Source organism: Novipirellula galeiformis (assembly GCF_007860095.1).
Classification (GTDB): Bacteria; Planctomycetota; Planctomycetia; order Pirellulales; family Pirellulaceae; genus Novipirellula; species Novipirellula galeiformis.
This window is the reverse complement of the sequence record NZ_SJPT01000001.1, coordinates 185609-200111: the sequence shown is the minus strand read 5'-3', so window position 1 is coordinate 200111 and position 14503 is coordinate 185609. Positions and strand designations below refer to the sequence as shown.

Genomic DNA, 14503 nt, shown 5'->3' with positions numbered 1-14503 from the left:
CGAACCTGAGCACCTCCTGCACGATCCCGCGCTGACAAAGCCCGAAGTGAATTTGAACAGGAGGAAAGGGAGGGAACAGAGAACCCGTGCAGGAACTGATGCATCCGCATCTCCGGCTTGGATGGCTCCGAGCCCCAAAAAACGAAGTGGGAATCGAAGCTCCGTTATCTCTGTTTGCTCCTGTTCAATCAAGGATGCGAACCTGAGCACCTCCTGCACGATCCCGCGCTGACAAAGCCCGGGGGGAATTGAACAGGATGAGAGGGAAACCTCGTGCCCCTTTCCTGCTCCGAGATGGACCAGTTCAGAGTTGTTTGGACCTACTTGCGTAATTTCGCAGCTTCAATCAGGACCTCGATTTCTAAGACGTGCTCGTACGGCGCGCGTTGACGCCGATATTTATTCGACATCAGTTCGTGCAGTGTTTCGAGATCCTCGAGTGGGATGACGGGAAAGAGGGTCCATTCCGTTTCGGTTTTCAGTCGGGACCGGAGCTTCCATTGACCCCCGTGCCGCGTCGCAGTGACGAGGCGAGTTTCGCCCTCTTCGGTTTTCTCACGCCATTCGTGTTTCTTCATGATTTGTCTAGCTTAAAGTATGCGTAGGGCCGATTCTTACCGGCCATCTCCCCTTCCTCGCCGATCGCATCGGTCATCCAACCCTCGTGGCCTGTGGGAACCGGCCCTAGTGGCTCAGAAGTCTTAACGCAGTAGTGAAATGGGTTTTGAGAAGGCAGTGACTCGCAGATTCAAACCGCTCCGTTAAGCGAACCGCGATTCAGCGTCCTGAGCTTGTTCTATCAATTGATTGACGCGGGGCAGCGAACCTTGATCTCTGATCCGCAGCACGCCTGTTTGCCTGCGAAAATCGTATCAATCCAAGCTTTCAAAAGCTAGCCGCTTGCCGAACCGGGCACGCAGCAACGACCAGACGTAGGAGACGCTTGGTGCCCGCGGCCACCCGAAACCAGGACTCGGTGTTGGTCATATCGCTCGCAAACCCACCAGCGGGGGCGTCGCCCCGTGAAGTAGTAAAGCAGGGCCGGTTCCCACCGGCTGTCCTCCATGCGTATCAGCCGTAACCGATCATTCACCGGTCGACCTTCATTGGTAACAAACGGAACCGAACATTCAATGCCCGCGGCTGGTGGGAGCCGGCCCTGCTTGGCTGCGGTAGAGGATTTTGCTGCTAATCTCGCTTCTGGGACGTGTAGCCACGTCCACTACGACCCATGCAATGGGACGCACTCGCGAAGCTTACGAAAAGCAATTGGGAGTCCTAATTCGAATCAACCAATGCTGAATCACTTCGGGTGCGATAGAGGAATGCGTCGGAGGTGAGGAGCGATACTAACAGCGCTTTCATGCTGCCGCCGCTCTCTTTGTAGGCGCGGTGGGCTTCCTGTAATATCGGCGCGTCGTGGAGCGTTTCGTTGCGGCCCATCCAGAATCGAAAAGCGTGACGCACAAATACCTGCTCGGCTCGTTCGCTCTCCGCCAGCTTCTGGATTAGCTCGATGGCGCTTCCGACTTTGCCATCGAGAGTCGGGTCGCCCGAATCGATGATCTCGCCGCTGGTGTCAACGGGTTTATCGAGTTCCAACTCGCGATACAGACCCGCGTGGTTGTACATCTCAAACGGTAGCCCCAGCGGATCCATCTTCTTGTGACACGTCCAGCAGTACTCTTCACGGGTCACCCGCATTCGCTCACGCAAGGTGTTCTTGGGCTCATCCGGAAGCATCGCATCCACCGTGATCGGCACATCGGGAATGCCACCACCGAGCAGTCGTTCTTGGATCCAGTGGCCGCGGCGGATGGCGTGATTGTCCATTGCGTCGGAGTGAGAAACGAGCCAACTGGGGTGGGTCAGGATGCCCAGACGCTGGCCTGCGGGGACCGTTGCCAGGATGCGTTCGGGTTTCATCGATCCTTTGCCAAAACTACGCCGGCTGACACGAGCGTAGATGGGCGGCCCCGCAAGGTCAGCCTGGGTGACGAGGTGATTGACAATCGGTCGCTTTTGCTTGTTTGGCGGCGGCGGTTTCTTGCCTGGGTTTGCCTGTTTCCAGGCCTCGAACTCAGCCGCCGCTTTCTGTGCCGCTTCGGCCATCGCCTGTTTCTCAGCGGCAACGGACGCTGCGATCTCTTCTCGAGTGCGTTTCCGACCAAAGTAGAGATTGTCGGCCTTGGTGGCCACGACCTTGTCCGTCGTTAACAACTGCTTCAATACATCCTTGTCTTCGTCCAGGATCAATTCGATCAGACGATCAGTGCTGGCCGTTGCGTCGAACATGGCGTTGTAATGAGCTTGTCCCCGGTTGTTCGCCCCCGTCTGGGTCAGTGCTTTTGTATCTTTGCAGATGTAGCCGCCAAGGTCGTAGTCGAAGTAATCGCGGAAGAACCGCACCATCCGCGGCTTGCGGATGGTGTCGTCGGCCAACATCCGCTCAACTTCACGCTTTACATCCGCTCGGGTCCGCATTCGTCCAGCGGCGATCGCGTCGCGCAACGGTGCGTCGGGGCGGATGTAACGCAGCGCGTGATTGACCGCCATGCCCAATTCCCAGTCTTGCAACATGACGCGGCCATGCTCGTCTGGTTTTCCATTCTCGATCAGTTCCGGTCGGAACAGCGCGTCGCGATCAAGGAAGATGGATGACAGACCAAGCACGGCACCCTCTTTCTTACCGAGCTTTTCGATCGTTTGATTGACGATTTCCAAGTACGCGTCGGACTCGGTTTCGCTCGGCGGGCGGAACGTCAACGCTTCGAACAGATAGTCGACCGCAGCACGCAGTCGCTCGTCGGTCACGCCGTCTTCCTTCATCAGCTCATACACCGGCGTCAGCGGACGGACCACTTTGGTGCTGTAGACGATGCTGGTGGGCAGACCACGAAGATCGCCCTTCATTTTGTCGGCGATCGATGCGGGGGCGTCCGTGATCTGATACGGGTGGGCGATACTCAGCGGACCCTCGGCCATGTAGCGAATGATGTCGCCAGCAATCGCCATGATCTGCGTCGCTTCGGCGCTGTTGACGGTGTAGAAATCGGGATAGTTTTCCAGTCCGTGATTGCGAGCCGACGACAACACGGCGGGGACACTCTTAACGGCCGTTGCATAGGCGACCGTCCCGCCCTGACATTTGATGATGCGATCGGTACCGAAGTACAACTTCAATTCGCCACCGTGGTTGGTGGGAACGACGTCACCATGCGTGCGAAGCCCCGGCTTTTCGGGATCGAACTCCGGCTCGGTGTTGATCAACTCATTGAGCCGCGTGATGTGCTCTTGCGGGGTCACTCGCCAGATGCGTGCTGGCGATGACGTCGGTTGCAGCTTGATGCCATCGGGCAGCGGACCGAACAGCAGCTCGTGATCGACGAAGTTGCCTTTGTTGGGATCGAGGTGATCACGGAACCCGCCCTTGTCTTGCATCACGCGTGAGAGTTCACCGACGATCCAGTCAGAGAACTGCAGCCGCTCGATGACCTCGGGCTGCGTCATGTCCTTGGGCGGCATCTCCTTTAGCGTGACCTGCGCCCACACGCTGGTCCAAGTGCTGGCGTTGATTTCATCCACAGGTCCTAGGTCTTCGAGCGAGAGATTGCCTTCGGGATCGATCTCGCCATGACAGTCGACGCAGTGGTTCGTGAGAAACGATTCCGCAAAACTGGCGTAATCTTTGTTAACCGCACGGCCAGGCGTATACGCCTGGGACGTTGCCACGGGTAGGAGCAAGATCAAGATGAATATAAGTCCGATAGGCTTCCAACCTGTTATTTTCGGCGTGACAGGCTGGAAGCCTATCCTGCGTTTTATCCAACACGAAAATCTGACTTTCATCATGCCAACACTTCCTTGAGCGGGCCGGTGCTGTTGTCAAACTTTTTGGCCATCTTGTCGTCCATGTTGAAGCGATCGACGTTCTGGCCGGCGGCTCGCAGCAGCGACGTGTAGAGCGCGTTGATCGGTCGCTTGCCATCGAGCTGCGTGAAGCAACCGGACTTGAATGCACCGTCCAGGTTGCCTAACAACATGACCGGCCAGTTGGCACCGCTGGTGTGTTGCTTGTCCGCGTTATTGCTGGTGTACACGATCAGCGTATTGTCCATCATCGTGCCACTTCCTTCGGGCACGCTTTCCAGCTTCTCCATGATCCGCACCAGCATGCGGCTGTTGTATTGGCGAATCTTGATCCAAATCGGATTGTCGGGCTGATCCATGTGCCCGAGGCTATGTCCCTGTTGATCGATACCCAATCCCTTCCAGGCCCCGAAGATCTCGCCACGACCGGAGCCGATTGTCAGCGTATTGGTGATACCGGAGGTGAGCGCCGAGATACCGAGGTCCAGCAAACAATCGTGCCAGTCGGTTTCGAACTCCGGCGCAGTGTATCGCTCGTCCACGATGGGCGCGAATTTTCGCAAGTGATCGGCTACGGTATCCAACCGCGTCCGCAAACCGTTGACGTCTTTGAATCCTTGGACGTATTGGTCGTAACGTCGTTGGCCCGACGCCGGCAGAGAGCGTCCCTTGGCCGCAGCCAGCATTTCGACCTGATCAAACACACTCGAGCGAGCTTCGTGCTGGAGCCGGATATTACCTGAGGAAATGCCACCGAACAGCATCTGGTAAAGATGATTCGGATTGGAATGCATGAAGATCGGCGAACCGGCGCCGCTGGCCGACAGCGTCGCAATCGTGGGCTTGGTCTTCATGTTCTCGATCGAGTCCATGCCGATGCACAGATGAGGCAGCAGGGTTTGCGGCAGCGCCTTGCTCAGCTCATAATCGATCGTCGATGCACTGGGCGGCACCCCGTCGCTGCCGCGATAGCCGCCGAGCGCGCCGAAGAACGCGCTGTGCGTGGGACTGGTATGGATGCCGTGCAGTCCGTTGATGATGTGCAGCCGTTCCTTATAAGGTTCCAATGCACTGATGGGCTCGGGAAGTTTGGCCTTCGCTAGCGAACCGCTGTTGGTCATCCCGTCCGGAATACAGGTCTTCGGATCGAAGCCCTGGTTCTGCATGAAGAAGACGATCCGCTTGGGAGTCGTGTTCGTGGCGGGCGATGCTAAGAGACGCTCCGGAGCAAGGGAGGAGCCCAATGCGACACTGGTGCTGGTTGCGATTCCTTGCAGCATTCTTCTACGGCTGAGCATGATCAATCTTTCAACGTGTTAAACGGTCGATTGTCTTTATCGGTAGGGCTGGTCGGAGTGGTGGGTCCGTCCAGGCTTGTGCTTCGCGAAGTCATTCGCTGCGGCGTAAGGGAAGATGGCAGCGGCACTGCATTCGTGATTTGAAATGAGTGCCGAAGGATGGGGATGGATGCGCGCTGGATTTGCCAAGAGGTGGTTGACGAAACGTCTCCATTCTAACGATCCAGCGAACCGCCACAACCAAATTGTTGGCAAGACTTTACGACAGGATCTCAAGGTCGCGACTTCGCGGGGATGTCGGAGTTCGGACGGCCGGCGTGGCAATTGCCCTGATTCGCGGCGCTACGCATGGCATTTTGGAAACAATCCAGCGGCGCTATGGGACAAGCCGCAAACAGGCGATGCAACGGTCTCGGCGGTCGCTTGGGGGGCATATGTCCCGGTCCTCCACATGCGAGAGACCCTAGCGATGGATTTTGAACTGGAGGACAGGGAGGAATCGGAGCGTCTGCGGAGGGTAACTCACCTCGCGATCTCCCTTCAATTTTCGCATGCTTCAGGCGACGAAATCGACCATGGTGATGCATTGCGAAAGTTGATCTGGGGCTTGGCTGCACTGCGGGGGGAGACATGGTTGACTGCAAAATGTCTGATTAGTAAACTTTTCAGCAATGTAACAATGGCCCGGGCTGAGATTTCCATGAAGCTGCAACACGAACTGAAGCGACCGCAGCCGTTCGCTTCGACCGAGCAAGAAACGCTGCTGAACCTGTTGCGTATCGGAGACCAACTCGAAAACCGATTGTCGCGGCATTTTCGCGAGCATGGTTTGACCTTGTCACGCTTCAATGTGTTGCGAAGTCTGGTCCTGGCCGAGCGACCATTGACCTGCGGTGAGATCGGCGAACGAATGATCCAAATCGTGCCGGCGATCACATCGCTAGTCGATCACCTCGAGAAACAGGGATTGGTCAAACGGCAACGCTGTACCGAAGATCGCCGCGTGGTGTATGTAAGCGTCACCCAAAAGGGGAGAAAGCTGGCCGACCAGACCATGGCGCCGCTGGCGGAACTGGAACAACGATTTCTGAAAAAATTGAACAAGGGTGAGCAAAAACAGCTCATCGGATTGCTGGAGAAAACTCGCGGTTCCATTGCAGCGAGTTTTCAAGATCGCTGATCGATCATTCCCAATCAATCGCAATGTGAGTGCGGTAGGGAGCGGTGAGTTTGGGATTGGCCAATTTCTTAATAAAGAAATCAGATAGGTGTTGAATTTATGAAACCAGAAATTAACTTCCACTGACTTGTGGGGACCGGTGCATACGTTTGCCAACCGAATTCGCTTTAGAGGCAAGTGGACAAGATGACCGCCTTGCATGGATTCGGCTGCGTTCGCAATCAGAGCATGCTTCGGAATCGGGCATGACGCTCGGAGGCCACCGTGGTGATTGAAGGCTGGTTGCAAAGCGGGGGTGATGCCCCCCCGGATTGTTCGTGGTGGGTTGTAACGTGATTGGTGGTGCACGCGGAGGCACTGTGAAAGTAGAGAGTTGGCGGCCCTCGGTTTCCTAAAGGCATAGGTAAGGGGATAGGGGCAGTTGATGATGACCGGGTTGGGGATGTTCTCGATCGGCCATGCGACGTTGGTTCGCAGCAAGACTGAAATGAAATTGAGTGAGGAGACAGCGTGAGGTTACTGAATTGCATGTCAATTCGTCGTAGCGAAAGTCGCGGAGACTTTCGGCGTTCGAGCGGGCTAACCGAGAGTGTTGGCGAGTTTCGCTACGTCGTTTACAGCTTACCGCTGTTGTTACTGATTGCCGGGTGCGGCAAGGGGGCGTTGGGTCCACCATCGATGCCCATCCCGACGGTGACGGTGGCCAAACCGGTAACGAAACAGATCGTCGAATGGGACGCTTATACGGGGCGAATGGAAGCGGTCGACATGGTCGAGATTCGCGCTCGCGTGGGCGGTTACTTGGAATCGGTACATTTCGATGAAGGCCAAGTGGTCGAAAAAGGCGATTTGTTGTTTGTCATCGATCCGCGTCCGTTTGAAGCCGAATTGAACGCGGCCAAGGCGAAGCTTCAGCAATCCAATTCGCAATTGAAGCAAGCGTTTGCGAAGCTAGAGGAAGCCAAGGCGCGGTCGCTGCAATCGGATGCTCAATTGAATCTTGCCGAGATGCGGTTCACCCGAACTCAATCGCTCAGTCAGCGAGACGCCGCTTCCCAGGAAGAGCTTGACGAACGCGAAGCCGAATTCTTGCAAGCCAAGGCCGACATCGAAGGGGTCAAGGCGGGCGTCAGTTCCGCCGAAGCGGCGATCGCGACGGCGGAAGCTGAAATCGAGATGTCCAAGGCGAGCGTTGAGACGGCGGAATTGAACTTGCAATACACTCATATCCGGGCTCCGGTCACGGGACGGATCAGCCGCCAAGTGGTGACCGAAGGCAATTTGATTGCCGGAGGCACCGCCACCTCCTCGCTGCTGACGACGATCGCGTCGATGCATCCGATCTTTTGTGTGTTCGATGCCAGCGAACAAGACGTGTTGAAATACGCGCGTTTGGCGCAAACGGGCGAGCGGGAAAGTTCGCGAGATGTGAAGAATCCGGTGTTCTTGGGATTGGTTGACGAATCCGGATTTCCTCATCACGGTCACATGGACTTCGTTGACAACCGTTTCGATACCGCGACGGCCAGCATGCGAGCTCGCTGTGTGTTTCCGAACGAGGACCAATTGTTGTTGCCGGGCATGTTCGCTCGGATCCGGATTCCCGGAAGCGCTGCTCACGACGCCGTTTTGGTCCCCGACTCGGCGATCGGCACCGACCAATCGTCCCAGTATGTTTATGTGGTTGTCGATGACGTGATTGAACGTCGCCCTATCACCCCAGGGCCGATCGTGGACGGTTTGCGCGTGATTCGCAAAGGACTTGTCGGCGATGAGACGTTGGTGATCGAAGGGCTGTTGCAAGCTCGACCGGAAGCGAAAGTCGCCACGGTGGATGGCACGATTGAAGTGGTCGAAGACGGATTGCCGCATGACTATAAGCCGGTCCCGAAGGAACAGTGGATTTCGCCGGCCCCCGATCCGTTGCCCGAAGCAGCAACGTCGGCTGATCAGGTGGTGTCAGGGAGTTTGCAGTCATGAAATTTCCTCACTTCTTTATTGAACGTCCCATCTTTGCGGCCGTTTTGTCGTTCTTGATCGTGTTGGTGGGTGGAATCACGTATTTCACGCTTCCGGTATCGCAGTACCCCAGCGTCGCACCACCGACGATTTTGGTGCGGGCCACTTATCCTGGTGCGACCCCGCAAGTGATCGCGGACACTGTCGCCACGCCGATCGAACAAGAGATGAACGGCGTCGATGACATGTTGTACATGGAGTCGTCCTCGAGCAGCGACGGCACGATGCAGTTGACCGTGACCTTCAAGCTCGGCACCGACTTGGACGACGCTCAGGTGTTGGTCCAGAATCGGGTGGCGATTGCCGAATCGAGATTGCCGGAACAAGTTCGCCAGATCGGGATCACGACGACCAAGCAGATCCCGGACATGTTAATGGTCGTCCACTTGAACTCGCCGGACGAAAGTCGCGATCAACTGTATATCAGCAATTATGCGTTCTTGCGGGTTCGCGATGCGTTGATGCGGCTGGACGGTGTCGGTGAAATCCGTATCGCCGGCGGTAACGAATACGCGATGCGAGTTTGGTTAGACATCGAAAAGATGATGCACGTCGACTTGACCGCGGGGGAAGTGGTCCAGGCGATCCGTGCCCAGAACGCACAAGTCGCAGCGGGCGTGATCGGGCAACCGCCGATCGACGCAACCGGCGACTTTCAATTGAACGTTACCACGCAAGGTCGTTTGATTACCGAAGATGAGTTCGCCGAGATCATTGTCAAACGAGGTACTGACGGGCGTGTGACGCGGTTGCGCGATGTGGCGAGAATCGAACTCGGTGCCCAGGACTACTCGCGGCTCAGTTACCTCGATGGTAAATCGGCGATCGCGGTGTTGGTCTACCAACGTCCGGGGACCAACGCGGTCGACACGGCTGCCGATGTCAAGAAGGTGATGTCGGACATGAGCAAAGATTTCCCACAGGGAATCGGTTACGAAATCGCTTACAACCCGACCGACTATGTGGAAGAGTCGATCGACGAAGTTTTTGAAACGCTGTTCATCACGACCCTCTTCGTGGTGTTGACGGTGTTCTTGTTTCTGCACGGTTGGCGTCCAACGATCATTCCGGTGATCGCGATTCCCATCTCCTTGATCGGTACCTTCGCGGTGATGCAGTTCTTGGGCGTGACGCTCAACACGTTGTCATTGTTCGGATTGGTGTTGGCGATCGGAATCGTCGTCGACGACGCGATTGTGGTGGTCGAGAACGTCGAGCGATTGATCGCCGAAGGCATGACGCCGCGAGAGGCAACGCACAAGGCAATGGAGGAAGTCGGTTCGGCGCTGATCGCGACCACGTTGGTGTTGATCGCCGTGTTTGTTCCGACCGTGTTTGTGCCGGGGATCAGCGGGCAGTTCTATCAACAGTTCGCGCTCACGATTTCTATCTCGACGGCGATTTCAACGTTCGTTTCGTTGACGCTCAGTCCCGCGCTGTGTGCGATTTTGTTGAAACCCAAAAATGCGGCGAGAAATCGTCTCGGTAGGTTGGTTGACTTTTTGTTCGGATGGTTCTTTCGACTGTTCAATCGAACGTTCGATATCACCGGCAACCTTTACGCCGGGATCGTGGGTCGCTTGATGAAGAAGTCGGGGATCGCGATCCTCATCTACGTGGCGCTGATAGTCTGCACGGGATTGAGTTTCGGTCTGGTTCCGACCGGTTTTATCCCAGACCAGGATCAGGGTTACGTGATCGTTGCGATCAATTTGCCCGACGGAGCATCGCTGGCTCGTACCGACGCGGTCACGCGCCGCGTTGCCGAGATCGGGAAAGGGATCGATGGTGTCGCGCACGCGGTCGGAATCGCGGGGCTGTCCGGATCGACCTTTACGATCAAACCCAATGCGGCAGTCTCCTTTTTGCCGCTCCAGGATGCGAAAGAGCGTGCCGAACGAGGGCGTAGCGTCCAAGCGATTGTTGCCGACATGCGACGAGAAGTGTCCGAGATCAACGAGGCTCAGATCTTGATCATTCCACCGCCACCGATTCGCGGTATCGGCCGTGGTGGAGGTTTCAAGATGTATGTCCAGGACCGCAGTGGCGCTGGCGTCGCGACGCTTGATCAAGTGACCCAGACGATGCTTGCACAAGCCAACGCCCAACCTGGGTTGGCGCAAGTCTTTACGAACTTGCGGATGAACGTGCCACAGGTGTATGCCGACGTCGATCGTACCAAGGCACAAATGTTGGACATTCCTATCAACAATGTTTTTGACGCGTTGCAGATTTATCTCGGCTCGATGTACGTCAATGACTTCAATTTTCTGGGCCGGACGTACCGTGTGACCGCTCAAGCGGAACCTGAGTTTCGTGATGAGGCGAGCGATATTCTGAAAATTCGCACGCGGAGTGCCAGCGGTGCAACGGTCTCGCTCGGTTCGGTGGTCGACGTGAAACAAATTGCGGGACCGGATCGCTTGGTTCGATTCAACCTGTTCCCGGCTGCCGATTTGAATGGGTCGACGGTGCCGGGCTTCAGTACCGGCCAGTCGCTAACGACGATGGAAAATTTGGCGGACCAGAGTCTGCCCCCTGGCTTTGGTTACGAATGGACGGAGATGGCGTACCAAGAGAAGCAAGCAGGCAATACGATCCTGTTTCTGTTCCCCTTGGCGGTGTTGTTCGTGTTCTTGGCTTTGGCTGCTCAGTACGAGAGTTGGTTGTTACCGCTCGCGATCATCTTGATTGTGCCACTGTGTTTGTTGTTCGCGCTGGTAGCCGTTTGGTTCCGGGGGATGGACAACAACGTGTTGACGCAAATCGGGTTCATCGTCTTGATCGGATTGGCGTGTAAGAACGCGATTCTGATTGTGGAGTTTGCCAAGGCGGAAGAGGATGCGGGTAAAAATCGCTTTGAAGCAGCCATTGCGGCTTGCCGACTTCGGTTGCGACCGATTCTGATGACAGCGTTTTCGTTCATTTTGGGCGTGGTGCCGTTGTTGATCGCATCGGGAGCCGGGTTTGAAATGCGACGCGTGCTCGGAACCGCTGTCTTCGGCGGCATGCTCGGCGTCACCTTGTTCGGACTGTTCTTGACGCCGGTGTTCTACGTGTTGCTGCGTAAATTCGCACGCGATCGCGTTGCGGATCCGCAGTAAAGTATGCGAAGCGGCGGCGCCGGACCTAAGCAGGGAGCCAGGAATGATTCGGTGAAATCCCATTAGCCCCGGTTGAACCGCTTGAACCGTGGCTAACGCCAAGACGGCTAATCTACCGAAAGACTCCTGCCTACCTGCTTAGCAGCACGTCCTGGGTTGCCGCACCGCATCATTCCGGCTCGTGGGGAAATCCCTTCCCGCGAGCCGAACGGACAAGCATCTTGGCCCTGCCTTGTCGTTTCCACGGGGCCCCGTCCCGATGCATTGCCCGATGCATCGCCGGTTGCTGAGTGTTGGAAATACGCTGCTGAGTTTTGGAAGTGTTCAGCGGATGAGGCGGGTCTCTACGGTGCAGTGTGATCGTAGCCAGGCCCGAGCCGCACGCGGGTGACTTGACCGCTAGCGACTTTTCATCATTGCTGTAGCTACCGTCGCGTTCGCGGTAGACCACGTTCTGGCGCACGCAGCTACTTTTTTAGAGCTTACGTCATTTCTCAAAAGGCTCTAGCTCGTCGCTTCGTTTTGCGACGCTTGATTGCGTCCGCGCCAGCGTTGAATGAGGCTGACGATCAGCAAACAGATCGTTCCTGCGATCAACCCCAGTAGGGCGTCGAGGATCATCTTTGCGATGCTCGACAACCAAGCTCCGGTCGAGTGAATCTCGGCGAGCGGATGGACAAGCCACTCGACAAGATGGTGCAATGGCGGAATGCCATGGGTGAGGATCCCGCCCCCGACCAAGAACATCGCCACGGTTCCGGCGACCGAGAGGAACTTCATCAAATAGGGTGCTGAAGTGATCATTCCATAGCCGAGCAGTTGACGGAAACTGCGTTGATTGGACTTCGATTCGGTGCGAATCAACCGCATCCCCAAATCGTCAATTTTGACAATCCCGGCGACCAATCCGTAAACCCCGACCGTCATCAAGATGGAGATCGCCACCAAGACGAGCAAACGGGTGGCAATGGGAGACGTCGCGACCGTCCCCAAGGTAATCACGACAATTTCAGCGGAGAGAATGAAATCGGTGCGGATCGCGCCGCGAATCTTCTCCTTCTCAATCGCCACCATATCCACGTTTGGATTGGCTAACGCGGCACCCAATTCTTGTTCGTGCTGTTCGGACGACTCGCGATGCAAGAACTTGTGTGCGAGTTTCTCAACGCCTTCAAAACAGAGGTACAAGCCACCGACAATCAGCAGGGGAGTGATCGACCACGAGGCCAGTGCGCTCAACGCGAGTGCGATGGGGACCAGGATGGCTTTGTTCAGAAGGGAGCCCTTCGCGACCGCCCAGACGACGGGCAATTCACGCCGCGCGTCGACGCCGGTGACCTGTTGGGCGTTGAGCGCCAAGTCGTCGCCCAAGACACCCGCGGTTTTCTTTGCGGCGACTTTGGTCAGGATTGCGATGTCGTCGAGAATGGTGGCAATGTCGTCCAGCAACATCAACAAACCACTGGCCATAAAATGAATCCCCAAGTCAGATAAACAATGCAAGATGGACGACGCAGGCAACGCCACGTCGGCCGTGTTTCGGCCGTACGTCGACCCGCACACGCCGGTGGCGCAGCCCTTTATACACGAACGCGAGCCCTGCTGAAATCGCACCTACCACCTCGTTGGTTTCACCACCGAACAGGCTTTGTTGATGACCGCCCAGGCAAAGTTAGGCCGTCCAGGCAAAGTGCGGCCGTGATCGCGGAGGCTCGCTACGGCGGCAAAAAGAGAAGCTACAATCATGGTGGTCCAAACGGTGCTGCGAGGTCAGCGCGGTAAGGTCATCAAACGACGCATCCCCGAGAAGCGTCTCGGTGACCACGGCTTCGGCCTCTTGGCATCGCTCACTCCACCACGCCACCGACATCTCCATCAAGAAGGAATCCAAGTGAGGAAACATGCAACGCTCGTGCGACGCTTTCGTGCCATCGCATTGCTCACCGCGCCCCTGTTAGCGGCGATTCACATGGGCACCACGTGGGCCTCTGATCCGCCGGCGCAAGGGGCCACCAAGCAACTCGATTTGGACGATCACGTATCGCTGGAGGTGGTCTACATTCCGCCTGGCGAATTTAAGATGGGCAGCACCGCCGAAGAGCGTGCCTGGGCCACGGGGATCGAAGGCGGAGCCACGCCGGGCACCGAGCGTGAGTCGTACGAAGGCGAGCAACCGAGATTGATGCGTGTGAAAGATGGCTTTTGGATGGGCCGCACGGAAGTCAGCGTGGGGCAATTCAAACGCTTCGTCGAGGACACCGGTTACGTTTCGGATGCGGAGAAACCGGGCGGCAAGACGCAGGTGTTTGATCCTCAGTGGAAGATCACCGCCAAGGCACCGCCGCATCCTTGGATCTCGGTGGAAGGGAAGAGTTGGCGTGATCCAAATTTCGGTTTCCCGTTGCGGGATTGCTATCCCGTGGTCTGCGTTAGCTGGAATGATGGACGGGCGTTTTGTGATTGGCTAACGAAGCGTGAACGAGATAGCGGACGTCTACCCGAGGGGCTCGTTTACCGTTTGCCGACGGAAGCCGAGTGGGCTTACGCTTGTCGCGGTGGCCGCGAAAGCAGTTATTTCTGGTGGGGCGACGATCTCAGTGACGGTGAAGGTCGGCTAAATATTTCGGCTGTCGATTTTCTGCCGGGACGAAACAAAATTTGGCCGCTCGCCAATGCTCCCTGGAGCGACGGGTTTGCCTTCGTTTCACCGGTGGACCATTACGCAGAACGGGGCCGTAACGGTTTCGGTTTGGCCGACATGTGTGGCGGCGTGTGGGAGGTCGTGCTCGATCATTTCGACCCCCAAGGTGGACATGAAGAGCTGTATTTTGTCAGCGAGAATCCACGCCCGGTCTGCCGCGGCGGTAATTACTTCGATGTCCCGGGTAATGCCCGCTGTGCCGTCCGCCTCGGGCTCCAAGGTCCGTCCTACTCCGATTCACGCGATGGCTTTCGTATCTGTCTGGGCGTACCAAAACAGGACCCACCAAGTCATTGATCCCGAGGACGTGTGTCCAAACCGTTGACTCCCC

At 56.7% G+C, this 14503-nt stretch carries 9 protein-coding genes; 4 read left to right on the top strand and 5 right to left on the bottom strand.

Annotated elements, in window-relative coordinates; all coding sequences use genetic code 11:
* Nucleotides 1–320 precede the first annotated feature (320 nt).
* The 3 genes from Pla52o_RS00680 to Pla52o_RS00670 all read right to left on the bottom strand — a co-directional run bounded on the left by Pla52o_RS00680 (nucleotide 321) and on the right by Pla52o_RS00670 (nucleotide 5168).
* Nucleotides 321–578, bottom strand: a complete 258-nt coding sequence (locus Pla52o_RS00680; RefSeq protein ID WP_146592672.1) for a hypothetical protein — start codon at nucleotides 576–578, stop codon at nucleotides 321–323.
* A 700-nt stretch (nucleotides 579–1278) separates the two neighbouring features.
* Nucleotides 1279–3750, bottom strand: coding sequence for a DUF1588 domain-containing protein (locus Pla52o_RS00675; protein WP_390620809.1), 2472 nt, complete (start codon nucleotides 3748–3750; stop codon nucleotides 1279–1281).
* Between the two features lie 98 nt (nucleotides 3751–3848).
* Nucleotides 3849–5168 (bottom strand): DUF1552 domain-containing protein, encoded by a 1320-nt coding sequence (locus Pla52o_RS00670; protein WP_146592671.1) that lies wholly within the window; start codon nucleotides 5166–5168, stop codon nucleotides 3849–3851.
* A gap of 700 nt (nucleotides 5169–5868) precedes the next feature.
* Here Pla52o_RS00670 and Pla52o_RS00665 point away from each other — a divergent pair.
* The 3 genes from Pla52o_RS00665 to Pla52o_RS00655 all read left to right on the top strand — a co-directional run bounded on the left by Pla52o_RS00665 (nucleotide 5869) and on the right by Pla52o_RS00655 (nucleotide 11471).
* Entirely contained in the window at nucleotides 5869–6348 is a 480-nt protein-coding gene (locus Pla52o_RS00665) for a MarR family winged helix-turn-helix transcriptional regulator (RefSeq protein ID WP_146593471.1), read from the top strand.
* Between the two features lie 678 nt (nucleotides 6349–7026).
* Complete coding sequence (locus tag Pla52o_RS00660; protein WP_146593470.1) at nucleotides 7027–8328, top strand: efflux RND transporter periplasmic adaptor subunit; 1302 nt, start codon at nucleotides 7027–7029, stop codon at nucleotides 8326–8328.
* Nucleotides 8325–11471, top strand: a complete 3147-nt coding sequence (locus tag Pla52o_RS00655) for an efflux RND transporter permease subunit (protein WP_146592670.1) — start codon at nucleotides 8325–8327, stop codon at nucleotides 11469–11471. Before Pla52o_RS00660 ends, Pla52o_RS00655 begins: the two co-directional genes overlap by 4 nt.
* A 504-nt stretch (nucleotides 11472–11975) precedes the next feature.
* Here Pla52o_RS00655 and Pla52o_RS00650 read toward each other — a convergent pair.
* Nucleotides 11976–12974, bottom strand: a complete 999-nt coding sequence (locus Pla52o_RS00650; protein WP_231611991.1) for a DUF808 domain-containing protein — start codon at nucleotides 12972–12974, stop codon at nucleotides 11976–11978.
* Nucleotides 12975–13143: 169 nt separating this feature from the next.
* Nucleotides 13144–13374, bottom strand: coding sequence for a hypothetical protein (locus Pla52o_RS26565; RefSeq protein WP_197168924.1), 231 nt, complete (start codon nucleotides 13372–13374; stop codon nucleotides 13144–13146).
* A gap of 9 nt (nucleotides 13375–13383) precedes the next feature.
* Here Pla52o_RS26565 and Pla52o_RS00645 point away from each other — a divergent pair, with 9 nt between their 5' ends.
* Nucleotides 13384–14469 (top strand): formylglycine-generating enzyme family protein, encoded by a 1086-nt coding sequence (locus Pla52o_RS00645; protein WP_231611990.1) that lies wholly within the window; start codon nucleotides 13384–13386, stop codon nucleotides 14467–14469.
* The last annotated feature ends 34 nt before the right edge of the window (nucleotides 14470–14503 follow it).